Raw genomic sequence first — 24,326 nt, 5'->3', positions numbered from 1 at the left:
ATCAATAATCTGGTCTCAAGACACCTTTAACAGTCTCCTTCGTCGCTTCATAGTCGCCATCAACTACGACCTTGATAATTCGCTTAGCATCTTCCTCAGGAGCTGGCACAAGCGGTAAGCGGGTTGGACCTGCTGCAAAGCCCATATAATTGAGCACAGCCTTGACTGGAGCTGGGCTTGGGTAAGAGAACAGGGCATTGACCTTAGGGATAAATTTCCGTTGGATAGCTGCTGCTTTTTTGATGTCATTGTGCTCAATAGCATCCAGCATTTCAAACATTTCATCACCGTTTGTGTGAGAAGCAACGGAAATAACGCCATCAGCCCCCAGATTCATAGCATGAAAGGCATCACCATCCTCACCCGTATAAATCAAGAACTCCTCTGGACGATGTTCGATCAAATAAGCCATATTAGCCAGACTGGTACATTCCTTCACGCCAATAATATTTGGATGTTCTGCCAGTCTCAGCATGGTCTCAGGCGTCATTTCAACCACTACCCGTCCTGGGATATTATAGATAATGATCGGCAGGTTTGAAGCATCCGCAATGGCTTTGAAGTGCTGATACATGCCTTCTTGAGACGGTTTATTGTAATAGGGAACAATAGCCAAACCAGCCGCAAAACCACCAAATGCATCTACTTCTTTGACAAATTCAATGGAGTCGCGCGTTTCGTTGGTACCAACACCCGCTATCAAAGGAACACGCCCCTTGACAACTTTTTGTACAGCCGCAAATAATTCCAACTCTTCATCGTGGGTCAGGGTTGGACTCTCTGCAGTCGTTCCAGCTAGCAAAATCCCATCCGTATGATGAGCCAAAAGGTGCTCAATCAAATCTGGAATGGCCTCAAAATTGATGGAGCCATCTTCATGAAAAGGCGTAATAAAAGCTGTGATGATTTTACAATTCTTCAAATCTGCGTATGCCATAAACTTACCTCTCTTTGTATGAAAAGAGGATTGAATGACAGATATTCAATCCTCGACCTGTCACGTATTTTCAGACAGTTTATTTTAATTCAAAAACAACTTCTCCCGTCGGACGGACCAAACCACGCTCATGAAGAGTTTCAGCGATTTGAACAGAATTCCAAGCAGCACCTTTGAGAAGGTTGTCTGAAACGACCCACATATGGATTCCTTTTTCTGCATCCAAGTCTTTACGAATACGACCTACAAAAGTATCGCGTGAACCAACTGCGTTAATTGCTTGAGGATAGATTTGATGAGCTACGTCATCTTCAAGAACAGCACCTGGGAAAGCTGCAATGGCTGCCTTGACTTCTTCAATTGGAGCCACTTCTTTTGTTTCGATGTAAACAGACTCAGAGTGAGCTGACAAGACTGGAATACGTACACACGTTGCAGATACTGCGATGCTGTCATCTTCCATGATTTTCTTAGTTTCCTTGGTCATCTTCATCTCTTCGTAAGTGTAGTCATTGTCAGTGAAGACATCGATTTGCGGAAGAGCATTAAAGGCGATAGGATAGTGTTTCTTGTCACCGCCTGAAGGTAAGATTTCCGCATGCAAATCACGTGGATTAACACCATCATTCAACACTTCACGAAGCTCGCGTTGCGTTTCAAGAATGGCTCCCATACCTGCACCAGAAACCGCCTGATAAGTTGAAACAATGATACGCTCCAAGCCCCATTGCTGACGGACTGGCTCCAAGGCCACCATCATCTGAATAGTTGAGCAATTAGGACAAGCGATAATCCCTTTATGCTGATCTAGTGCATGAGCGTTTACTTCTGGAACAACCAGAGGCACATCAGGATTTTGGCGGAAATATGAGGTGTTGTCCACTACGACTGCACCAGCTTTAACTGCATAGGGAGCATATTTTGCTGAAGTAGAGCCACCAGCTGAGAAAAGAGCGATATCTACACCTTCAAAGGCAGTTTCTGTTGTTTCTTCGATAGTGACATCTTGTCCCTTGAACTGAAGAACCTTACCAGCTGAACGAGCAGAAGCCAAATAACGAATCTTGTCAATTGGAAGTGTTGATTCTTCCAGCATTTTAATCATTTGAGCGCCAACAGCACCAGTGGCACCAACTACAGCAACTGTATATCCCATACAATCCACCTCTGAATTTTCTAAAAATTTTGTATATTCTAGTATTATACTATTTTTAAGGAAAAATGCAAATATTTCTAAAGGATTATGTCCTTATTTTGTCGAAATATGCAGCTCTCACAATGCTGACCTCCTCAATATCAATGTCTCTAAGCTCAGCCGCGGATAACTGTCTTGCATTTCTAAGAGTAGTTTCATCAAGAGCAATAGCACTCACGACGCCAATCGTCTCAGTATCAATGTCTCTAAGACTCAACTTCTTCCTGCGGACTCGTTTCATCAAGAGCAATAGAAAATCCCCAATCCGTAGACTGGGGATAAGGGCACTTTCGTGTGATCAGCAGGTTCACACAACTGATCAAGGTCCGCTCCTGCGTTTATGACCTCCCATGCTTCAATTTGCAGAAAATCTGCATATCGACTCATCGCACTTATTTATCATAAGCTATAGCGTAGAAAATGTCAAGCCATAAAGATTGGTCAACCATCACAGATACTTACTTCCCTCTCGAATACTAAGTGCAGCCATTTCTGCTTGATGCCGCTCAATAAAATCTCTGACCCAGTCTGGATTGGTTTTTGAATAGTCTCTCAGCGCCCAGCCGATGGCCTTGTTAATAAAGAATTCTGTTTGACCAAGATTATTCACTAAAATTTTCTCCAACAGCTCCGTGTCTGTTTCCTCTTTTCGCAACAGCTGATGATCAGTAGCCAAGCGCCGCAGCCAGATATCCTCATCACGACTCCAAACTAAAATAATCCCTTTAGTTTCTGGAAATCGGGCAATGATGGATCCGACCAAGCGGTCCAAAAAGTCAATAGTATCCCACCAAGATTTTGTTTGGGCAAGCTTTTTCAAACGTGGCAAGTCAGATGGGGTCAAGAGCTTCTTGCGAATTTCCAGATAATCTAGCGCGGCATACTGCAATTCTCGATAGGGATTGTCCCAAGATTCATTTATAAAAACCCAATCAATGACGGAGTCAGTCTGCTGTTTGAAAAAAGCCTTTGCTAGTTTCCGTCTGACTGGAGTCTTGACTCCTAGAAACTCAAATTTGTTTTTCATATAGGCTTTCATAGCAACCGCATCATCCGGTTTAGCTACTGCTTTTAGATTTTCAAGTAATTCCTCTACATCCATAGCTTACTCCAGCAATTCACGGTCATAAATAGTGTAGTCGCAGCGGTAAATCACGAGGCGCTTGCCGTCAATCAGCAACTCAGAAGTTTTGGGTGCATCGGATTTATCTAGAGAAACACGGTCGCCAGCATAGGCAGCCAACGGAGTCCCGTTTTGAGAGCGAATCAGAATGACCTTCTTCTTGCCGTTAAAGTCGTTTTTAAAAGCAGAAATCATACGATTTAAAACAGGGACAGAATGGCTATTCTCCTCAACATCTGCAGTCTTTTGATATTGGGCAAAGACATCTTTCAACCCCTTTTCTTCTGCAATCAAGGAGGAGCCCACATGATCAATCTCATACTTACCCAAGGTGATTTTGAGCACAGAAGAATCTTCCTTGGAATTTCCTTCCGCATCAACTGAGTCAAATTCCTCGTTACGCGAGATGGATAAGGATTTGCCCGACATCTGGTCGATGAGTTGGGAATTCTCATCATAGGTGCGAACCGTCATCTCCAGCCCCAGCCATTCTTCCTTGGCATTTTTAAACCACTTTTCAACAGACTGACAACCAGTCAAGGTCAAAAGGGCAATGCTTAGAAGAGTTATTAATAGGTATTTCTTTTTCATTATTTATGCTCCATATTTTTTTCGTATAAGGAAATTTCTTTTGAAATTTGTGATTTGGCTGCTTTTCCCGTCAATAATAACTTGAGAGGCCTCATCACTTGCAGTCCTAGGCCACCCATTGCATAGTAAGACAGGCGATAGTAAAAATAATTTACAAATTCAATGATGGCAAACAACCAAAGTAAAACTCCAATAATGATATTACTGCTACTACTCACTCTAAAAGACCATATCCAAATCGGTATATATGCAAGCAGCATCATAAAATCTAGCACTTTTAATCCTTTATAAAGAGGTGCAAGTAGTTGAGTTTCCAAGTACTTCTTCTTTTGGATTCGTCTTAAACAGTTAAGCCAATAGAGGGAACCTTGAACCAATATCAGATTAAGAATTAACAGTGGGAAATAAAGGACGGCACTGGATGTAGCAAATCGAGTCTCTGGTTTCGTATACAGAACATACACGATACAGAACGACACGACACTTATCGATTCCCTCGAGGCCAAATAAATTAATTCCTGTTTGAGAGTTCTTTTTTTCAATGTTCATCCTCCTATGAGCAAAAACTAGGTGATAGGAATATGGCTTTATTATATCAAAATATCTGGAATTTAAGTCTAAAAAAGAGAGGCCAGACTCTGTTCAGCCCAACCTCTTCTTATATCTTAAATTCAATTAGAACAGACCAATCGCTGTACCGTCTGCTGCCACATCCATATTGAGCGCCGCAGGACGTTTTGGCAATCCTGGCATGGTCATGACATCTCCTGTCAAAGCCACGATAAAGCCTGCCCCAAGTTTTGGTACCAATTCACGAATGGTAATTTCAAATTTTTCTGGCGCGCCCAAAGCAGCAGGATTGTCTGAGAAGCTATACTGTGTTTTGGCCATACAGATTGGCAGTTTGTCCCAGCCATTCTTGACAATTTCTCGAATCTGAGTTTGCGCTTTTTTCTCAAAGTTTACTTTTGAACCGCGATAGATTTCAGTGACAATTTTCTCGATCTTCTCTTCGATAGTTGAGTCATTGTCATAAAGACGAGTGTAGTGTGCTGGTTTTTCGTCAATAGTTTTGACAACAGTTTCAGCCAGAGCCACACCGCCTTCAGCGCCATCAGCCCAGACACTGGCAAGCTCAACAGGTACCCCGATTTCTGCACAGAGTTCCTTAAGCGCAGCAATTTCAGCTTCTGTATCAGAGACAAATTCATTGATGGCTACGACCGCTGGAATACCGAACTTACGGATATTTTCAACGTGGCGTTTAAGGTTAGCAAAACCTGCACGAACTGCTTCTACATTTTCTTCTGTAAGTGCATCCTTAGCAACGCCACCATTCATCTTAAGAGCACGAAGTGTTGCGACAATTACCACTGCATCTGGAGAAGTTGGTAAGTTCGGAGTCTTGATGTCGAGGAATTTCTCAGCGCCAAGGTCTGCACCGAAGCCGGCCTCTGTCACTGTATAATCAGCCAAGCGTAGCGCTGTGCTAGTCGCCAAAACAGAGTTACAGCCGTGGGCGATATTGGCAAATGGTCCGCCATGAACAAAGGCTGGTGTCCCGTAAATAGTCTGAACCAGATTTGGCTTAATCGCATCTTTCAAGACTAAAGCCAAGGCCCCTTCTACCTCAAGGTCACGAACATAGACTGGTGTGCGGTCATAGCGATAGCCGATAACGATGTTAGCCAAGCGATTTTTCAAATCTTCAATATCCGTTGCCAAGCAAAGAATCGCCATGATTTCAGAAGCAACCGTGATATCAAAACCATCTTCGCGCGGAATACCGTTGAGTGGGCTGCCTAAGCCAACCGTCACATGGCGCAGTGCTCGGTCATTTAGGTCCACAACACGTTTCCAGATAATACGACGTTGGTCGATACCCAGCTCATTTCCCTGATGCAGATGATTATCAATAAGAGCTGACAGGGCATTATTAGCAGTCGTGATGGCATGCATATCACCAGTGAAATGCAGGTTGATGTCTTCCATCGGTAAAACTTGCGCGTGACCACCACCAGCTGCGCCTCCTTTGATTCCCATAACAGGCCCTAGGGAAGGTTCGCGGATAGCAATCATAGTTTTCTTGCCAATCTTGTTAAGCGCGTCAGCCAGTCCAATGGTAATGGTGGACTTACCTTCTCCAGCAGGTGTCGGATTGATTGCCGTTACTAAAATCAGCTTGCCGACAGGATTTTCTGCTACTTCACGAATCTTGTCAAAACTGAGCTTGGCCTTGTACTTTCCATACAGCTCCAAGTCCTCGTAATCAATACCAACCTTTTTTACTACATCCACAATAGGCTGTAATTCAATACTCTGAGCAATTTCGATATCTGTTTTCATTAGGAACTCCTCTAATTTGATGAAACTATTATAACAAATATGATATAAAACTGCACATTTAAACTCCAATAGCAACATAATGTTCGGTAATTACTTCATTTTTTTCATACAATACATCTTCTTTAGTGAAAAAATAAGTTTAACTAAATTGAACCTTAAGTTAATTTTATTTTACTAAATTCATTTTTTCTTGTAGAATAAAGCTATGAATATATTGATTACCTCTAGCGGAACGAGTGAAAAAATCGACCAAGTCCGCTCTATCACCAATCATTCAACGGGTCAACTTGGGAAAATGATAGCTGAGCATTGTTTGGCAGAGGGTGCTTCGGTGACTCTGCTGACAACGGCAAAAGCTGTTAAACCGGATCCGCATGAAAAACTAACGATTAAGATTATTGAAGATACAGAGCAGCTCCTGACAGCCATGGAAGAGCTGGTACCGGCTCATGATGTGCTCATTCATTCAATGGCTGTTTCTGACTATAAACCAGTGTATATGGCAGGATTTGAGGAGGTTCTTGCTAGTTCAGATTTGACAGAGTTTCTGGAAAAAAGTAATTCTGAAAGTAAGATTTCGTCTGCGGATGATTATCAGGTTCTTTTCCTCAAGAAAAATCCTAAAATCATTAACAAGGTCAAAGAATGGAATCCAAATATTCGATTGATTGGCTTTAAGCTCTTGGTAGGTGTTTCTAAAGAAGAGTTACTGGCTACTGCTAGAGCCAACCTTGAAAAAAATCAAGCTGAATTAATTGTAGCCAACGATTTGACTGAAATTTCTAACGGGCAGCACCACGCCTATCTCCTAGGAGCAGACACTGTCACAGAAGCTTTCTCCAAGGAAGAAATTGCTGAACAATTGTTAAGCCATATCCAGAAAGGAGACAGTTCATGATCTATGTTACTCTCGCTGTCACGGGCAGTATTTCGGCCTATAAGGCAGCAGATATTACGAGCCAGCTGGGCAAGCTAGGCTACAGTGTGTCTGTTCTCATGACGGAAGCTGCCAGTCACTTTATCACCCCGCTGACCTTACAGGTTTTATCAAAGAATCCTGTTTCCCTTGACCTTATGGACGAGCCGAGGCCAGAAAAGGTCAACCATATTGAAATCGGCAAAGAAACAAATCTTTTCTTAGTCGCTCCCGCAACAGCTAATACCATCGCCAAACTGGCTAATGGTCTAGCAGACAATATGGTAACCGCTACAGCCCTTGCTCTCCCATCTCATGTCAAAAAAGCCATCGCGCCAGCCATGAATACCAAGATGTATGAAAATCCACTCACTCAGCACAATTTGGAAAGATTAAAAAAATTTGGCTGGGAGATTATCGAACCGCGTGAAGCTGTTCTAGCTTGCGGAGATCATGGGACTGGCGCTCTAGCTGATGTCAATATTATTATAGAAAAAGTAAAGGAAATTATAAATGAGAAAACAATCTAGTATCGCGCAAATTGCTATCTTTTTTGCTATTATGTTAGTGCTCCATCTGCTGAGCTCTGTTATTTTCAACCTACTACCGGTTCCGATTAAACCGACCATTATTCATATTCCAGTCATTATTGCTAGTATTATCTACGGACCGCGAATTGGAGCTGTTCTTGGAGCCCTAATGGGAGTAATCAGTGTGGTGACCAACACCGTTGTCCTACTGCCAACTAGCTACCTCTTCAGTCCTTTTGTAGAAAACGGCAGCATCAATTCATTGATGATCGCCATGGTTCCACGTATTCTAATCGGAATCACTCCGTATTTTGTCTACAAATGGATGAAAACTAAGCCAGGTTTAGTTTTAGCTGGTGCTGTAGGCTCAATGACCAACACAATCTTCGTTCTCGGAGGAATTTTTATTCTATTTTCATCTGTTTACAATGGAGATATCAAAGCCATGCTTGCATTGATTTTTTCAGCTAATGCAATCTCAGAAATGATTATTTCTGCTATCCTTACAGTTGCAATCGTTCCAGCACTTGAAAAACTTAAAAAATAATCACCTAGCGTGATTATTTTTTTGATCCAAGCATCTTCATTTTTTCAAAGTAATTCACTATTTTTTAGGTCAGTACTTTCAAAAAATATGAAAATATGTTACAATGAAAGCGATTGAACAAACAAGAAAATCTTGTGCCCTTTCTTAAAACCACACAGTGATTTTCTATCTTAAAAATATAAAGGAGACTCCATCTATGACCTATCAAGAAAACTTCAAAAAATGGCTTGACTTCGCTGAACTTCCTGACTATCTTCGGAAAGAGTTAGAAGGTATGGACGAAAAAACTAAGGAAGATGCCTTTTATACAAACCTAGAATTCGGTACTGCTGGTATGCGCGGTCTGATCGGTGCTGGTACTAACCGTATCAATATTTATGTTGTCCGTCAGGCAACGGAAGGTTTGGCTCGTTTGATTGACGAAAAAGGAGATGAGTTCAAAAAACGCGGTGTTGCGATTGCTTACGACTCTCGTCATTTCTCACCAGAATTTGCTTTTGAATCTGCTGCTGTTTTGGCTAAGCACGGTATCAAGTCTTATGTCTTTGAAAGCCTGCGCCCAACTCCAGAACTTTCATTTGCGGTACGTCATTTGGGAACTTTTGCTGGTATCATGATTACAGCCAGCCACAACCCTGCTCCATTTAACGGCTACAAGGTATATGGCGAAGACGGCGGACAAATGCCTCCTCATGATGCGGATGCATTGACAGACTACATCCGTGCTATTGAAGATCCTTTTGCTATTGAGGTCGCTGATGTTGAAGCTGAAAAAGCTTCTGGCTTGATTGAAGTGATTGGCGATGCTATTGATGCTGAATACCTCAAGAAAGTTAAAGATGTCAATATCAACCAAAAACTGATTGATGAATACGGTAAGGACATGAAGATTGTCTATACTCCTCTGCACGGTACTGGTGAAATGTTGGCTCGTCGCGCTTTGGCCCAAGCAGGATTTGATTCTGTGCAAGTTGTTGAGGCGCAAGCTGTAGCTGATCCTGACTTCTCTACTGTTAAGTCTCCAAACCCTGAAAGCCAAGCAGCCTTTGCTTTAGCTGAGGAATTGGGTCGCAAGGTTGGTGCAGATGTCTTGGTTGCAACTGACCCAGATGCTGACCGTGTCGGTGTAGAAGTTCTGCAAAAAGACGGCAGCTATCTCAACCTTTCAGGTAATCAAATCGGTGCCATCATGGCTAAGTACATCTTGGAAGCTCATAAGAGTGCTGGAACTCTGCCAGCTAACGCAGCTCTCTGCAAGTCTATCGTTTCTACTGACTTAGTGACTAAGATTGCTGAAAGCTACGGCGCAACTATGTTCAACGTCTTGACTGGTTTCAAATTTATCGCTGAGAAGATCCAAGAATTCGAAGAAAAACACAACCACACCTACATGATGGGATTTGAAGAAAGTTTCGGTTACTTGATCAAACCATTCGTACGTGATAAAGATGCTATTCAAGCCGTTCTTGTAGTTGCTGAGCTTGCTGCCTACTACCGTTCTCGTGGTTTGACTCTGGCTGACGGTATCGAAGAAATCTATAAAGAATACGGCTACTACGCGGAAAAGACGATCTCTGTGACCTTGTCAGGTGTTGATGGAGCCGAGCAAATCAAGGCTATCATGGCTAAATTCCGTGACAATGGTCCGAAAGAATGGAACCAAACAGCTATTACTGTCGTAGAAGACTTTAAGGCTCAAACTGCTACTGCTGCAGATGGTACTGTTACAAACTTGACAACTCCTCCAAGCGATGTGCTGAAATACACCTTGGCTGATGGTTCATGGATTGCTGTCCGCCCATCTGGTACTGAACCAAAAATCAAGTTCTACATTGCCGTTGTCGGCGATAGCAATGAGGATTCTCAAGCTAAGATTGCAAATATTGAAGCGGAAATCAATGCTTTTGTAAAATAAGCAATTATAAAAGATGAGACGAACCAATCTCATCTTTTTTCGTATCAAATCTAAGCAATTTTAGAAACTTTATGGCATACTAGTTTTATCAAAAGAAATGAGGATTATTTATGGAACAATTTGCTCAAAATATTAAAGACTTGGAAGTCACAACTGTTGACCGAGCTCGTCAAGCGATTGCTGACAAAGAGACAGCAACTTTCTTCGTTGGTCGCAAAACTTGCCCTTACTGCCGTAAATTTGCTGGAACATTGGCTGGTGTTGTGGCTGAAACTAAAGTCCACATCTACTTCATTAACAGTGAAGAAGCCAACGAATTAGAGAAATTACAAGCCTTCCGCTCTGAATACAGCATCCCGACGGTTCCTGGTTTTGTACATGTTCAAGACGGTCAAGTTGCTGTTCGCTGTGATTCTTCTATGACTGCAGATGAGATTAAAGCTTTTGCTGGGATTTAAGCATAAGTTCCCATTTGAAGGGTAGTTTATTTGCCTCTCTCTTTACAGAGCGAGAAGGACTATAAGTTATTTTAAAAACAAAAAAGACAAACTATATTGTTTGTCTTTTATTTTTCTTTCAAAGTATATATCGGAAAGCCGTGTTCTACTATTTTATCATCTAGTTTAAAATAATTTTTAAACCAAAGTTTATATTTTTTAAATAAAGCTTCAATACAGAAATACAGGATGATTAGTAAAAAAATAAATAGAAAAGCGTGCCAATCTTGAAATTTCGAGGAACTCTCAATGAACATATCCCAGTATACACATGAGAAGAGCAAAAGAACTCCTAAAATTAAATTCACATATAAAATATAGCTCACAAAGAAGAGAAATTGATGTTTCTTTGATCTTTTACTATAATAGACTTTATAGTTTTCGGTATGTCTTTCGAAGACAGGCAAGTGAAAGGAATAGCGTCCGCTCCCGAACTCAACTAACTCAGGTAAGGCATGATAGCCACACCAATGGAAGCATTTATGGATGAACTCGCGAGTCAAAAAATAAATATTTAAGCCTATAAAAATTGGAATAATGACGAAGTCAGGTTTCACCGTTGGAGAAAATACCCACTGAAAATAAAGAAGGCAATGTAAGAAATTCAAAACGCCTAATATAAAATAAATGACACCAGCAAGTTTGCTACGACGTCCAATAAAAGTTTTATCTGGAGGACTGGAGGTAGGGGACATATTTTAGTGATTTCCTATTCTTCGTAAATTTAATCGAGTACAACAGACTATTGACTCTAGTTTCCATCTTTTACGTTCCTAAAAGCCTCCCACATCTTCTGCTGGGGCTTGGCAAAGGGGTACTTCTCAAATTCCTCTGGATGTAGCCACAAGACCTCTCCGTCTGCTGCATGCCGGCTATCTTTGACTCGTCCGTAAGCCAGCTGGATATGCCACTTGCGATGACTAAAGACATGTTGCACCTTTGGGAAAGACTGCTGCCGCCAATCGACAGTCAAATCATAATCCTGTTCAAAACTTTCTTGAGGAGACAAGTCCAGACTGGGCTGATTTTCAGCTACCTCAAAGAGAGACATCTGATTATCTGATTGAAATTCTTCGACTTCAATCAAGGGAAAATGCCAAAAACCTGATAACAAGCCAGCGGCCTCATTCTTTTCAAGCAAGAACTGTCCCTGTTCATTTTCGATAATCAAGCCTTGCAGATAGACCGGAACTGGCTTCTTTTTAGGTGCTTTAATCGGATATTTATCCATAGTTCCGTGCAAATAAGCTGCGCTGAACTCTTTTACAGGGCTGTCTTCTGGATGAGGATTGACAGGAGCTTCGATATCCGATCCCAAATCCATCAACGCCTGATTGAAATCTCCAGGTCTGCCTGGATCAATCAGAATCTCCATCATAGCCTGAAAGACCTTGCGATTGCTGGGTTGGCCAATATCTAAATCAACTTCAAACAATCGACTCAACACCCGCATAACATTGCCGTCTACCGCAGGCTCAGCTAAGCCAAAGGCAATACTAGCAATGGCACCAGCCGTATAAGGTCCAATCCCTTTGAGGCTAGCAATTCCTTCATAGCTATCAGGAAATTTTCCATCAAAATCCGTCATTATCTGCTGGGCTGCTTTTTGCATATTTCGCACCCGCGAATAATAGCCCAATCCTTCCCAAGATTTGAGTAATCTCTCCTCTGGCGCTTGAGCTAAGTCGGCAACAGTTGGAAACCAGTCAAGAAAGCGCTCATAGTAAGGAATCACCGTATCCACACGTGTTTGCTGCAGCATAATCTCAGAAACCCAGATATGATAAGGATTATTTGTTCTGCGCCAAGGCAAATCACGTTTATGTTCATCATACCAAGTCAATAATTTCTTGCGAAAAGAGGCAATCTTCTCCTCTTCCCACATTTTAATTCCAAATTTTTTTAAATCTAACATTTCTCTCATACTTAAACAGACTAAAAAAGATGAATTACTCATCTTTTTTAGTTATTTTATTGGTCAACACTTTGTGCAGCTGTAATCAGTGTTAAGTTATAAACGTCATCTGAATTACATCCGCGTGAAAGGTCATTTACTGGCTTGTTCAATCCTTGAAGAACTGGACCGACTGCTGAGAATCCACCTAAACGCTCTGCCATTTTATAACCGATATTTCCTGCTTCAATGCTTGGAAAGACAAAGACAGTCGCTTTACCTGCAACCTTGCTTCCTGGAGCTTTCAAGGCTGCTGTGCTTGGTACAAAGGCAGCGTCAAATTGCAATTCCCCGTCAACTTCTAAGTCTGGGCGCAAGTCATGGACCAACTTAGTCGCTTGAACCACTTTATCAACGCTTTCTCCAAAACCAGAACCTTTAGTTGAATAGCTCAGCATAGCAATCTTAGGATCAATGCCAAACATTTTAGCTGTCACAGCTGAGTTAATCGCAATTTCTGCCAAGGCTTCTGAGTCAGGATTGATGTTAATGGCACAGTCGCTGAAAAGATACCGTTCTGAACCACGCACCATGAGGAAGGCACCTGAAGTTCTTGTTACATTTGGACGTGTTTTAATGATTTGCAAGGCTGGACGCACTGTAGCAGCTGTAGAGTGGATAGAGCCAGAAACCATACCATCTACGATACCGAGATAGACTAGCATCACACCAAAATAATTAACGTCTGTTCTTAAAAGCTCAAGAGCTTCTTCTTCGCTGATTTTTCCCTTACGACGCTCTACAAGAGCCGCCACCATCTCTTCCAATCTGTCATAATTTTTAGGATCTATGACTTCATAGCCTTCCGTAATATTTTCGATCTCCAAGTAAATACGGATTTTATCTGGATCTCCCAAAAGAACCGGTGTAACTTCTGATTCTTTTACTATGCGTTTAACCGCTTGAAGAATACGTGGTTCTTGTCCTTCTGGCAATACAATACGAACATTTTTACCAACAACTGAGTCTCTTAGACTTTCAAAAACTTCCATGAGTTTCTCCTTTAAAAATTAATTATTTTTTGTTAACGATGTAATGGTGTTTTGGAAATCAATCGGCAACTGGGATTCCAATTGGAGCTGCTTTTCCAAAAATGGATTATAAAAAGATAAAGAGTGACAATGCAAGGCCTGACGTGTCATNCCCGCTTCCAAAGTCCCGCCATAGAGATCATCTCCGAGGAGCGGAAAGCCAAGATGGGCAAAGTGCACACGAATTTGATGGGTTCGTCCAGTGTGCAAGCGAATATCTACCAAATAGATATTGCCAAACTGCTCCACAACCTTGTAGCTGGTATGAGCATACTTGCCATCCTTTGTCACACATCTGGTGATGATGCTATCAGGGTCACGGCCAATTGGTGCAATAATATCGCCCTCTGATTTAAGCTCACCGCTCCCCTGAACGAGCGCGTAATAGCGCTTCTCAATCATTTTTTTCTGCAGTTGCTTATCCAGTCTTGCATGGGCATAGCCATGTTTTGCAAAGAGCATGAGTCCACTGGTATCGCGATCCAATCTCGTCACAATATGAACCTGCTGATTTTCATAATCTTGCCGAATATAGTAAGCCTTGACAAAGTTCGCCATCGTATTCGAATGGTTGACACTAGGGATACTAGCTACTCCGGCAGGCTTATCTAAAACTAGAAAGTGTTCATCTTCATACACGATCGACAAATCACGATCCACGGCTTCTAGACTTTCAAATCCCTTCTCAGAAGGGATATCTACTGTCACCTTATCGCCAATATCCAGCAAATAAATGGCATTTTGAGATTGACCATTGACAAGAATATTCCCACCTGCAAACTTCACTTTGGCCAAAAGGGATTTTGAAATTTCATGCTTTTTCAAAAAAGTTTTGACTTTGACATGCTCATCCGCAATAAACTCAAATCTCATTCTTGGCACTCCTCGATAAAGGAGTCTCTCACGCGATTCCAAAAGCTGGTATGGCTAGGCGAAGCTACAAAGTTAATCTTATGATTATCGATTTGGTACTCGATACGGACAATATTTTTATAAGAAAACGTTTGATTATCGACTGCTATGGTATAGTAGTCATTACGAGTCGGTAGGAGCTCAATCTTATCTTTTTTAGGAACAATAACTGAGGAACCTAAAGTGCGATACACACGATTGTTGAGACTAGCAATTTCTGTTACTTGCAAGGCTTCAATCGTTGGGTGTAGAACAGCTCCTCCTAAAGATTTATTGTAGGCCGTACTACCAGTAGGCGTTGAGACAGAAATCCCGTCGCCTCTAAAACGCTCAAAATGAACATTATTGATGACCACATCAACTACCATGGTTCTGTCGGAGCGTTTAATCGTTGCTTCATTGAGCGCGCGAATCGTCCGAGTTTCCCCATTTTCAAAGGTCAGCTTGACATTTAAAATCGGATAAGAGACCTTGGCACCTGTGTCCAATTTCAGATTTTCCACTAATTTATCGATTTCAAAGTCTCGGTAATCTGTATAAAAACCCAAATGTCCGGTATGGACACCGACAAAGCGCACCTTATCCAGCTGCTCTTCATACTTGTGAAAGGCTGATAGCAGCATCCCATCACCACCGACAGAAATCACGATATCTGGATTTTTGGGTGTCAGAATAAAGCCTGCTTTCCGCAATTTTTGCATCAGAGTTTGAAATACTTCCTCACTCTGCCTTTTGCGATTGCGGATTATCGCTATTTTTTTACCTGTATTCTTCATCTGTATCGTCACTATTTCCAACACCGTCATTTAGCTTGCGGTGCAGAGGATCAAAGAGTGCTTGTGCTTCTTGGATGGCGTCACGAATGGCTCCCATCTCTTCATCTAGCTGATAGGCGAGATTAGCTGTTGTCTCCAAGCGCCGTTTGATTTCCTCTGGAAATTCTCCTTTATACTTGTAGTTTAAAGAGTGCTCAATCGTTGCCCAAAAGTTCATGGACAAGGTACGAATCTGAATTTCTGCCAAGATAACTTTATTTCCATTAATCGTATCTACTGGATATTCAACAATGGCATGGTAGCTACGGTAACCACTATCTTTTTTGTTTTTGATGTAATCACGCTCCTGAACGATACGCATATCTATCCGATTTCGCAAAACTTCTAAAACTTCATCCACATCATCTACAAATTGAACCATGACACGCAAACCAGCAATATCCTGCATCTCTTGGGCTAAGTTTTCCTCAGTTATCCCGCGAAGTTCCATTTTTTCCTTGATGCTTTCAATATGTTTTACGCGACCGGTTACAAACTCGATCGGTGAATGGCGTTGCTGTTTGCGATACTGTTTGCGTATGCCACGAAGCTTGATTTTCAACTCACCAACTGCCTGAATGTAAGGATCCAGAAAATCTTCCCAATCTATTGTCATATACATACCTTGTCATCTATTCGTTTTTTGTATAAAATAAACACAGTTGTTATTATAACATAAAATCGCTTTCAGATAAAGAAAAGGATTAAAAAATGAACCATTTAGAAATTGAATACAAAACAATGCTAACAGAAGACGAACATAAACGACTTCTGACCTTTTTTGATCATGCCCAGCCAATTTTCCAAGTCAACTATTATATTGATTCGGCTGACTTTGTTCTCCGTGAAGCTCGTATGGCTCTGCGAGTCCGAACCACTCCTGACGCTGCTGAGTTTACTCTAAAAATTCCTCAAAAACTTGGAAATTTCGAATACAACCAAGCCTTGTCCGAAGATGAATTTAAGGAAATTACAGAAAATTTGCAATTTCCTCAGGGAGAAATCTTAGATAAACTCCAAGAAAAAGGAATCCCAGTTGACAAACTAACAATACTCGGAACCCTTGAAAATATTCGCTATGAAAAACAAGATGCAATTGGCCTTTTTGCCTTAGACGAAAGCCGTTACTTTGGCAAAAAAGATTTCGAACTAGAATTAGAAATCAATGATATTGAAGAGGGGGAGCAAAAGTTCAAAGACTTTTTAAACGAAAATCAAATCCAATACAAGCCTGGTAAAAGTAAGATTGCCAGATTTGCCGAAAACTTGTAAAAATGCTGAAATAATCTCATTTTTTTGGTAAAATAATATTTATAAATCTAAAGAGACAAAAAGAGGATGGTCATTCTAATGTCAGACAAAAAAAATATGAAGCTTTTCTCCCTCAATTCCAATCACTCAATTGCTGAGAAGATTGCTGAAGCTGCCGGAGTACCTTTAGGCAAGCTTTCTTCCCGCCAATTCTCTGATGGCGAGATTCAGATTAACATTGAGGAGAGTGTTCGTGGCTATGATATCTATATCATCCAGTCTACCAGCTTCCCAGTCAATAATCACTTGATGGAGTTATTGATTATGGTTGATGCTTGTAAACGGGCAAGTGCTAATACCGTAACTGTGGTTATGCCCTATTTTGGTTATGCTCGCCAAGATCGGACAGCGGCTCCTCGCGAGCCAATTACTGCAAAACTCGTGGCCAACATGCTCGTTGGAGCTGGCGTAGACAGAGTCATCTCACTTGACCTTCACGCTGTCCAAGTGCAAGGTTTCTTTGATATCCCAGTAGATAATCTCTTCACAATTCCGTTGTTTGCCGAACATTATTGCAATATGGGGTTAACTGGCGAGGATGTTGTCGTCGTTAGCCCGAAAAATTCTGGCGTGAAACGCGCCCGTAGCTTGGCAGAATATCTCGATGCTCCAATCGCCATCATCGACTACGGTGAAGATGAAGCAGGACGCTCCGAAGGATATATCATCGGTGAGGTTGAAGGTAAAAAAGCGATTTTGATTGACGATATCTTAAATACCGGTCGTACCTTCTCAGAAGCTTCTAAAATCGTTGAACGTGAAGGTGCTGTCGAAATCTATGCTGTCTCAAGTCATGGTTTATTTGCAGATGAAGCTGCAGACTTACTAGACAGTGTTCCTATCCGAGAAATCTTGGTGACTGACTCTGTTGATACAAAAGAAAAGACTCCAAAGAATGTTCACTACATCACAGCCAGCGAGTTGATTGGCGATGCTATCGTGCGTATTCAAGAAAGAAAACCAGTCAGCCCACTTTTTGCTTTTCAAAAGAAATAAGGGATAAATTTGTGATTTATTTAGATAATGCTGCTACAACTGCTTTATCGCCCGCTGCGATTGAGTCCATGACTCAGGCAATGATAGTCTTCGGCAATCCATCCAGTACCCACAGCCACGGCCGAGAAGCTAAAAAACTGCTCCGACAAGCTCGCGAGGATATTGCTAAAGTTCTACACACACAGAGCAAAAATATCCTCTTTACATCAGGTGGTACTGAAAGTAACAACACTGCAATCAAAGGATATGCTCTGCGCCATCAGAATCAAGGCAAGCATATTATCACTACGACCATTGAACACCATGCTGTTTTAGAGCCTGTTGAATACTTGGTGGAGCACTTTGGCTTTGAAGCGACTATTATTCAGCCAGTGGATGGGCAAATCCGAACTGAAGATATCAAAAATGCTCTTAGACCGGATACTATCCTCGTCTCAGTTATGGCTGTCAATAACGAAACAGGCTACATTTTGCCGATTCAAGAAATTGGTGAACTGCTAAAAGATCATCCTGCTGCTTTTCACGTTGACGCAGTCCAAGCCGTTGGCAAGCTCCCTGTCTATCCTGAAGAATGGGGAATCAATTTCCTGAGTGCATCAGCCCACAAATTCCACGGTCCAAAAGGAGTTGGATTTCTTTATGCTGACCAGATGGATTTTGATAATTTCATGCATGGCGGCGATCAAGAAAACAAGCATCGGGCGGGCACAGAAAACCTCGTTTCCATTGTCGGGATGGCAACTGCCCTTTCTGAAAGTTTCGCCCACTTAGAGAAAAATCTTGAGCATGCCCAGCAGCTAAAAGATACTTTACTGGATAACCTAGCGGATATAGACTTCTACCTGAACGAAAATCAGCCTAGCCTGCCTTATGTTGTCAATATTGGATTTCCAAACCAAAAGAATGATCTTATCTTGCTTCAAATGGATCTTAATGGCTTTTCAATCTCGACTGGCTCTGCTTGTACAGCTGGTGCTGTTCAGCCCAGTCATGTCCTTCAAGCCTTATATGGCCCAAACTCTGAGCGCCTAAAAGAATCCATTCGTATCAGTGTATCAGACCAAACTAGCATCCAAGAAATCAAACTATTCAGCCAAAAACTAAAAGAAATACTAGGAGGATAAGATGGCTTTTCAAACATCTGTTAGCTTAGCAAACTGCGACTTCACCTATTCGCTCCATCCAAATGTTAAGAAATTTACCTTGCGGGACAATACATTTGCTGAAACAAAAGTTGGTAATTACGAGCTTTCACGCTTACTTGAAGCTGTTCCCAATAGTGGCGATGGATTCTTGCTTAAGATTATCATCAATAAAGATCTAAGTGGAGTTAAAATCAATATTACGGACAAGTCTGGTTTAAGATTGGTTAATATCTTCAAATCAGAAAAACATCATATCATTCAGCAAAAATTCTATTTTCTGATGGATAGTTTAGTTGAAAGAGACATTTTTGAAAAAATACCTCAATAAGCGAAATTCTAAGAATTTTGCTTATTTCTATTATTTTATCTATCTTTATTAGTATAATAATATTTTGTTCATCAAATTAGTTGATTTTTTCACAAGCTTTCTATAGAATAGAAGATAGAAAGGTCGTGATTTTGTGAAAACTGAAAAAAGCAATCCTATTCCACGTGCTACTGCTAAACGGCTCTCCCTCTACTACCGGATTTTCAAGCGATTTAACGCGGAAAATATTGAAAAAGCCAATTCAAAACAAATCGCAGAGGCGATTGGAATCGACTCTGCGACTGTTCGGCGTGACTTTTCTTACTTCGGCGAGTTAGGTCGTAGAGGTTTTGGCTACGATGTCAAGAAACTAATGAATTTCTTTGCTAATCTTCTCAACGACAACTCGATTACAAATGTCATGATCGTTGGTGTCGGAAATATGGGCCGTGCTCTTTTACACTACCGCTTTCATGAACGGAATAAAATGAAGATTGTAATGGCCTTTGATACAGATGATTATTCTGACGTCGGGACCACCACAAATGATGGAATTCCTATTTATGGAATTTCTCAAATTAAAGAAAAGATTCAAGAAGGAAACGTAAAGACAGCCATTCTGACAGTGCCGAGCGTTAAGGCACAAGAAGTCGCATCCGTCTTGGTTGATGCTGGTATCAAGGGAATTCTTTGCTTCTCCCCAGTGCACCTATCTGTCCCCAAAGATGTTGTTGTACAATATGTAGACCTAACCAGCGAACTCCAAACCTTACTCTACTTCATGAGAAAAGATGATGAGTAAGGTAAGAAAGGAAACAGACACTTTATGAAAAAACCGATTATCGGTATAACAGGAAACCAAAGGGATATTCCCAACGATCAATTTATCCATATCAGTTATACTTCAACTGGCTTTATCGAGGGAGTCAATAAAGTTGGAGGAATCCCAATTATCTTGCCAATTGGTGATGAAGCCTTAGCTCACACCTATATCACTATGATTGATAAACTGATCCTTACCGGTGGACAGAATGTCCAGCCTCATTTCTACGGCGAAGAACAGACTATCGAAAGCGATGATTATCTGCTTCAAAGGGATCTATTTGAACTAGCTCTCATCCGAGAAGCACGGAAGCAAAACAAGCCTATTTTTGGTGTCTGTCGTGGCACTCAACTCTACAATGTTGCTATGGGTGGCACACTTCACCAAGACATTGAGAATCACTGGCAAGATAGCACTGCTCAATACACTACACAGACTATGGTCACTAAAAACGGATCCATCCTCCATGAATTATACGGACCTACTTGTCAAATCAACTCATTCCATCACCAAAGTATCAAGGATCTAGCGAAAAATCTAGAAGTCATAGCCTACGATCCTCGGGATAAGGTCATTGAGGCTGTTACCTCAACTGATGGAAGTCCATTTCTTGGTGTGCAGTGGCATCCAGAATTTCTATTTCCCACAAGAACAGGTGATTTAGCCTTGTTTGATTATGTGGTCCACAAACTTTAGATCAAATCCGTTTTTTCACGATAACTATAATAATCATTTTTTGAAACAATTAAATGATCTAAAAGAACCAACCCCATTAGTTCACAAGCTTCTTTCATATGTTTGGTGACCTCGTCGTCATTCTTACTTGGGAAAGTCACTCCAGAAGGATGATTGTGCACTAGTATAATAGATGTCGCCAAGTGTTTGAGAGCATAATGCAAAATCTCACGCGGTTCAGCAATACTTCTAGTTACCGTTCCTACAAAGATTGTCTGCTGATGGATGATCTGGTTTTGACTGTTGAGATAAATAGCAACCAAACATTCCTGCTTTTTATCTCCCAATTCGACCTGCATTTTGCGAGCTAGTTTTTGACTGCCAAGAATTTGCTCCCTCTCCAGCACTTCAGCTTTATTGATACGACAGCCAAGCTCAATAATGGCCTGCAACTCAACAGCCTTCACAGGACCAATTCCTGAAATTGTCTGTAATTCTTGTAAAGTCAAATATTTCAGATCATTCAAACTAGAAATCGATGATAAAATCCTTTGAGAAACTTGAAAAACAGTTTCTTTTTTGCTGCCTGTTCGCAAAAATATAGATAGCAATTCCTGATTACTGAGTTTATCCGCTCCTTCTCTGATCAGCCGTTCACGCGGCATCATACTTATGTCATCCTGCAATGAAATACGATACATATCGACCTCCTTACTTATTAATTCGAGATTAAATAAAAAAAGAACCTAAATAAATGAACTACACCCCAAAGGTTAGACACAAAATCTATCGATTAGGCGAGTTCATTTATTTAGGCTATTTATTATTAATTGCTAAATCTTATCATATTTGTTGCTTGCTGTTGTAACAGCCTCTCTAACGGATGTAGACCATTGTCCCTTGATGGCACTATCTAAAGTATCATTAATCCCCTTGATAGCCAACTTTCCTTCCTTTGCAACTTTACTAATCGCTTCCTTAGATTTGGTCTTAATACCATCTCTTTTACTAAGAATATGTGGAGCATGAACGTTTGTTATCAAAGATTTTTCAATCTGTTTTTGAATAGCAAGCAGACGAGTTCCTAAATCATCGAAATTTCCTACAGTAAATACACCTGTAATATCCTCAGTTAATGTTGTTGCCATTTTAGCATCACTTCCTTTTACTCTCTAGTTTTATTATTATCATCTGCGGCTATTCTCCTACGTAGATAAGCCTCCTCTAGCTTATCATCTAGATATCGTCTTTCTCGTCGGAAATCATCACTCTCTTTTAAAGATTCTAATTCCAATATTTTTTGCGCCTCCGTCAAGGCATCTTCCGATAACATTTGGTAAGATTCCATCTCTCTATTAAGAATCCTATAAAAATCCTGATCCGCATCAGTAGATTTCAAATAATGTAACGTTTCTTCGTACTTTTCATCAAGAATATTTTGTATAGCACGACGCGCAGTTTGAAAATAATCATTTCTTTCCTCAAATTCTTGCAACTTTTCTCGATGCCGCTCTTCCAATTCTTCTAATTCTTTAGTTTTCTTTTCGACTTCACGTTGTGCTACTTCAAATTTCTCCATTGATTGAATTCCCCTGCTAAAGCTATGTCTTCTTCGAGTTTTTTGTTTATACCAGCTGCAATTTTATCTTTCAATTTAGTCATTTCATCTAATATTTGACTCGCTTTGTTGAGCTTATTTTGTAGAGAGATTTCTACATTTCCGACCACACTATCATGTGTGACACCACCAGCTGCAAAAGCCGATCTAATCTCATCAGGACTGAGACTACTGACCATAAACGGAGACTTGGTCGTTTCAAATAAAGACTCAACTTCTTCTACTCCTCTTTGTTTCTCAATCTTAATCTGATCCAAAACTTGCTGAGCAGCATTAACAAGAGCATTTGCACCAATAGTAGCTTGCTCGCTGTCTAGAAAAATTCGTTCGTTGCTACTTAGGCCACCTCCGCTTTCTGTAAGTAAGCTTTTCATGCCATAATACCGCAACATTCTCGTTTTTGTTTCTAGGATGAGGGAATTCGCATTTCCTTTTGCAGTATTGGTCACAACATTGCCATTTTCATCAATGAGTTGACCTTTATTATTAAATCTCCAAGTATTATAACTATGATATTTATCTCCCAGACTATAGATCTTATCTGCCTTTTCTTTCCAAGAAAGTTTATCATCCTGTAAAATTCGTAAAGATTCATCAACAAAACTAGCATCTGTCATATTGACATAAATGGCAACGCCTGTTTTATTCCCCAAAATGTTCCCCAAAAACATATCATTTGGATTTCTAAAGTTACGAAATTGCTCTGGATGCGCTTGCATATAGGCTATTTCTTCTTCCGAAACAATATTATGAATATCTGGACCATTAAAGCCAACATTATTCCATCCCATTTTTAAGGCAGTATAAAGGGCCATAGACTCTCCCAGAGAATGACCATTCGTTGTTATAATGGCATTGGGATTTTCTTTACGAACCTTTTTCTCTACTCGCTGGGCAAACTCTAATGCTGTTTTTGACTGAACATCTACAATGTTTTCGACAACTTCCTTTTTAACACTATCGTTAAAATGTCCTTCTAGAATGCCTTTGCCCATTCCTGAAATCGAGGGGAGACCTGTTATCATTTTATCCGTAAAACCCATACCTAGATTTTCAATGTCATTCAGGACATCTTTTTTGTCTCCAAAATTGGTTCCAACATAAGAAACCACTACCTGACTGTAGTCTACGTTCCCTTTATCATCAATAGGAGCAACAGCCATAGCTTGCATACTATTATCCGTTGGTTCAGCAGAATTACCAATAGCATCAATAACTTGGAATTTTCGACCGTTAACGTTAAATTCCTTTCCCACACCATATTGTTCTTCTGCTTTATATTCTTTCGGATCCAAACCATAAGCTTTTTTAGATATTATGTTGTAATCTTTATCAGTTAATTGAACCATTTAATAATCCTCGTAATAAATAACCTCTACTCCGTCTAAACTAGTTAACTGTGTTGGAGGTTTCTTCTCTATCAAATGAAAGTCTTGAGGATCATATCCTATTGAATAATATCCATCTTTACTTTCCAACTCTGTTGGTAAAATATAACTATTATCATTGACCTTTATAGTGATTGTATCACCCGTCCCAAAACCACCTTTATGAAAATTTACAAATTCTATTTTTTTCACATCTTGATAATGATTTACCAGGTACAAAGCAATTTTCTCTTCTTCTTTACGAAGTTTCTTTTTCTCCTCTGTTGTCAATGTTACTTCCTCCTTCTGTTCTGTTTTTCTTTGTTGACTACAGGCACTGAGTGTTCCCAATCCTAGAAATCCAATAAATACTACCAAAAATAACTTAGGTATTTTCATAAATACTCCTTTCCTTTATAAAGTTCAAAATCTTCAACTATGCTAACATAGTTATATTATAGCAAAATAATCACGAAATAAGCAAACGTTTACATCTACAGAAGCATTAATAACTCGGTATTTCAACTGTTGACATAAAAAATTTGACCTAATTTCTTTGCGAGTCTTCAATGTTTTTAGGAGCTAATTTGTAAAACTTTTTTGCTATTTATTTGTAAACTTCATCAGTTACACTATTCATTTTCTTCCCTCATAATAAATCACTTTCTCTTTCAGCTCATCTATATTCGAAAATGAAGAAGGAGCCTCTTTTCTTACTAAAAATTTTGAACTTTGATGATAACCTAAAGAATAATGATTAATATCATATGTGTCC

Annotated in this window: 27 protein-coding genes; 11 read left to right on the top strand and 16 right to left on the bottom strand. The window is 40.4% G+C overall.

All coding sequences use genetic code 11. The annotated features are described in order from the left end of the window. Nucleotide 1: 1 nt before the first annotated feature. From dapA to D8791_RS05215, 6 genes are all read right to left on the bottom strand, one after another. On the bottom strand, nt 2-937 hold the full coding sequence (dapA, locus tag D8791_RS05250; RefSeq protein WP_005590358.1) for a 4-hydroxy-tetrahydrodipicolinate synthase: 936 nt from the start codon (nt 935-937) through the stop codon (nt 2-4). A 79-nt stretch (nt 938-1,016) separates the two neighbouring features. After that, nucleotides 1,017-2,093, bottom strand: a complete 1,077-nt coding sequence (locus D8791_RS05245; RefSeq protein ID WP_125446538.1) for an aspartate-semialdehyde dehydrogenase — start codon at nt 2,091-2,093, stop codon at nt 1,017-1,019. Between the two features lie 487 nt (nt 2,094-2,580). Further along, the gene (locus D8791_RS05230) at nt 2,581-3,234 is read right to left on the bottom strand and encodes a DNA alkylation repair protein (protein WP_125446536.1); all 654 of its coding nucleotides are present in this window, start codon (nt 3,232-3,234) and stop codon (nt 2,581-2,583) included. A gap of 3 nt (nt 3,235-3,237) precedes the next feature. Next, on the bottom strand, nt 3,238-3,849 hold the full coding sequence (locus D8791_RS05225; RefSeq protein WP_125446535.1) for a DUF5052 family protein: 612 nt from the start codon (nt 3,847-3,849) through the stop codon (nt 3,238-3,240). Further along, the gene (locus D8791_RS05220; protein ID WP_125446534.1) at nt 3,846-4,163 is read right to left on the bottom strand and encodes a hypothetical protein; all 318 of its coding nucleotides are present in this window, start codon (nt 4,161-4,163) and stop codon (nt 3,846-3,848) included. The genes D8791_RS05225 and D8791_RS05220 overlap by 4 nt, the downstream gene beginning before the upstream one ends. Nucleotides 4,164-4,521: 358 nt before the next feature. Further along, complete coding sequence (locus tag D8791_RS05215; protein WP_125446533.1) at nt 4,522-6,192, bottom strand: formate--tetrahydrofolate ligase; 1,671 nt, start codon at nt 6,190-6,192, stop codon at nt 4,522-4,524. A gap of 205 nt (nt 6,193-6,397) precedes the next feature. Between D8791_RS05215 and D8791_RS05210 the strand changes: the two genes are divergently transcribed. The 5 genes from D8791_RS05210 to D8791_RS05190 all read left to right on the top strand — a co-directional run bounded on the left by D8791_RS05210 (nt 6,398) and on the right by D8791_RS05190 (nt 10,558). After that, nucleotides 6,398-7,090 carry a phosphopantothenate--cysteine ligase gene (locus D8791_RS05210; protein ID WP_125446532.1) on the top strand — a complete coding sequence of 231 codons (693 nt, stop codon included), beginning with the start codon at nt 6,398-6,400 and terminating at the stop codon, nt 7,088-7,090. After that, nucleotides 7,087-7,638, top strand: coding sequence for a phosphopantothenoylcysteine decarboxylase (coaC, locus tag D8791_RS05205; RefSeq protein WP_125446531.1), 552 nt, complete (start codon nt 7,087-7,089; stop codon nt 7,636-7,638). Before D8791_RS05210 ends, coaC begins: the two co-directional genes overlap by 4 nt. Beyond that, nucleotides 7,622-8,185 (top strand): ECF transporter S component, encoded by a 564-nt coding sequence (locus tag D8791_RS05200; protein ID WP_125446530.1) that lies wholly within the window; start codon nt 7,622-7,624, stop codon nt 8,183-8,185. Before coaC ends, D8791_RS05200 begins: the two co-directional genes overlap by 17 nt. A 196-nt stretch (nt 8,186-8,381) precedes the next feature. Further along, on the top strand, nt 8,382-10,100 hold the full coding sequence (locus D8791_RS05195) for a phospho-sugar mutase (RefSeq protein ID WP_125446529.1): 1,719 nt from the start codon (nt 8,382-8,384) through the stop codon (nt 10,098-10,100). A gap of 110 nt (nt 10,101-10,210) precedes the next feature. Beyond that, a complete protein-coding gene (locus tag D8791_RS05190) occupies nt 10,211-10,558 on the top strand; it encodes a DUF6568 family protein (RefSeq protein ID WP_125446528.1) in 348 nt (115 codons plus the stop codon). Between the two features lie 790 nt (nt 10,559-11,348). Here D8791_RS05190 and mutY read toward each other — a convergent pair. The 5 genes from mutY to yjbM form a co-directional block, all read right to left on the bottom strand. Beyond that, nucleotides 11,349-12,512: an A/G-specific adenine glycosylase gene (gene mutY, locus D8791_RS05180; protein ID WP_125446526.1), complete on the bottom strand. Its 1,164-nt coding sequence runs from the start codon at nt 12,510-12,512 to the stop codon at nt 11,349-11,351. A gap of 56 nt (nt 12,513-12,568) precedes the next feature. Further along, nucleotides 12,569-13,543, bottom strand: coding sequence for a phosphate acetyltransferase (pta, locus tag D8791_RS05175; RefSeq protein ID WP_125446525.1), 975 nt, complete (start codon nt 13,541-13,543; stop codon nt 12,569-12,571). A gap of 18 nt (nt 13,544-13,561) precedes the next feature. Then, on the bottom strand, nt 13,562-14,455 hold the full coding sequence (locus D8791_RS05170) for an RluA family pseudouridine synthase (protein WP_125446524.1): 894 nt from the start codon (nt 14,453-14,455) through the stop codon (nt 13,562-13,564). Next, nucleotides 14,452-15,270, bottom strand: coding sequence for an NAD kinase (locus tag D8791_RS05165; RefSeq protein ID WP_005590379.1), 819 nt, complete (start codon nt 15,268-15,270; stop codon nt 14,452-14,454). The genes D8791_RS05170 and D8791_RS05165 overlap by 4 nt, the downstream gene beginning before the upstream one ends. Further along, nucleotides 15,254-15,925, bottom strand: coding sequence for a GTP diphosphokinase (gene yjbM, locus D8791_RS05160; protein WP_125446523.1), 672 nt, complete (start codon nt 15,923-15,925; stop codon nt 15,254-15,256). The genes D8791_RS05165 and yjbM overlap by 17 nt, the downstream gene beginning before the upstream one ends. Before the next feature lie 95 nt (nt 15,926-16,020). Here yjbM and D8791_RS05155 point away from each other — a divergent pair, with 95 nt between their 5' ends. From D8791_RS05155 to D8791_RS05130, 6 genes are all read left to right on the top strand, one after another. Next, nucleotides 16,021-16,581 (top strand): CYTH domain-containing protein, encoded by a 561-nt coding sequence (locus tag D8791_RS05155; RefSeq protein WP_125446522.1) that lies wholly within the window; start codon nt 16,021-16,023, stop codon nt 16,579-16,581. 78 nt (nt 16,582-16,659) lie between these two features. Next, on the top strand, nt 16,660-17,616 hold the full coding sequence (locus D8791_RS05150) for a ribose-phosphate diphosphokinase (RefSeq protein WP_125446521.1): 957 nt from the start codon (nt 16,660-16,662) through the stop codon (nt 17,614-17,616). Between the two features lie 11 nt (nt 17,617-17,627). Then, entirely contained in the window at nt 17,628-18,740 is a 1,113-nt protein-coding gene (locus D8791_RS05145) for a cysteine desulfurase family protein (protein ID WP_125446520.1), read from the top strand. A gap of 1 nt (nt 18,741) precedes the next feature. Next, the gene (locus D8791_RS05140; protein ID WP_125446519.1) at nt 18,742-19,089 is read left to right on the top strand and encodes a DUF1831 domain-containing protein; all 348 of its coding nucleotides are present in this window, start codon (nt 18,742-18,744) and stop codon (nt 19,087-19,089) included. A gap of 133 nt (nt 19,090-19,222) precedes the next feature. After that, nucleotides 19,223-19,870 (top strand): redox-sensing transcriptional repressor Rex, encoded by a 648-nt coding sequence (locus D8791_RS05135; RefSeq protein WP_125446518.1) that lies wholly within the window; start codon nt 19,223-19,225, stop codon nt 19,868-19,870. Between the two features lie 24 nt (nt 19,871-19,894). After that, complete coding sequence (locus D8791_RS05130) at nt 19,895-20,587, top strand: gamma-glutamyl-gamma-aminobutyrate hydrolase family protein (protein ID WP_048764348.1); 693 nt, start codon at nt 19,895-19,897, stop codon at nt 20,585-20,587. Here D8791_RS05130 and radC read toward each other — a convergent pair. From radC to D8791_RS05105, 5 genes are all read right to left on the bottom strand, one after another. Continuing rightward, on the bottom strand, nt 20,584-21,267 hold the full coding sequence (radC, locus tag D8791_RS05125) for a RadC family protein (RefSeq protein ID WP_125446517.1): 684 nt from the start codon (nt 21,265-21,267) through the stop codon (nt 20,584-20,586). The genes D8791_RS05130 and radC overlap by 4 nt on opposite strands. Before the next feature lie 132 nt (nt 21,268-21,399). Next, nucleotides 21,400-21,714, bottom strand: coding sequence for a hypothetical protein (locus D8791_RS05120; RefSeq protein WP_125446516.1), 315 nt, complete (start codon nt 21,712-21,714; stop codon nt 21,400-21,402). Nucleotides 21,715-21,731: 17 nt separating this feature from the next. Further along, nucleotides 21,732-22,145 carry a hypothetical protein gene (locus tag D8791_RS05115; RefSeq protein WP_125446515.1) on the bottom strand — a complete coding sequence of 138 codons (414 nt, stop codon included), beginning with the start codon at nt 22,143-22,145 and terminating at the stop codon, nt 21,732-21,734. After that, a complete protein-coding gene (locus D8791_RS05110) occupies nt 22,127-23,533 on the bottom strand; it encodes a lipase (protein WP_125446514.1) in 1,407 nt (468 codons plus the stop codon). Before D8791_RS05110 ends, D8791_RS05115 begins: the two co-directional genes overlap by 19 nt. Further along, the gene (locus D8791_RS05105) at nt 23,534-23,950 is read right to left on the bottom strand and encodes a ubiquitin carboxyl-hydrolase (protein WP_125446513.1); all 417 of its coding nucleotides are present in this window, start codon (nt 23,948-23,950) and stop codon (nt 23,534-23,536) included. Nucleotides 23,951-24,326 lie beyond the last annotated feature (376 nt).

The sequence above is a fragment of the Streptococcus cristatus genome (assembly GCF_003943515.1).
Taxonomy (GTDB): Bacteria; Bacillota; Bacilli; order Lactobacillales; family Streptococcaceae; genus Streptococcus; species Streptococcus cristatus_D.
Note: the sequence above shows the minus strand (reverse complement) of the source record. Positions and strands in the feature narration are given on the sequence as shown.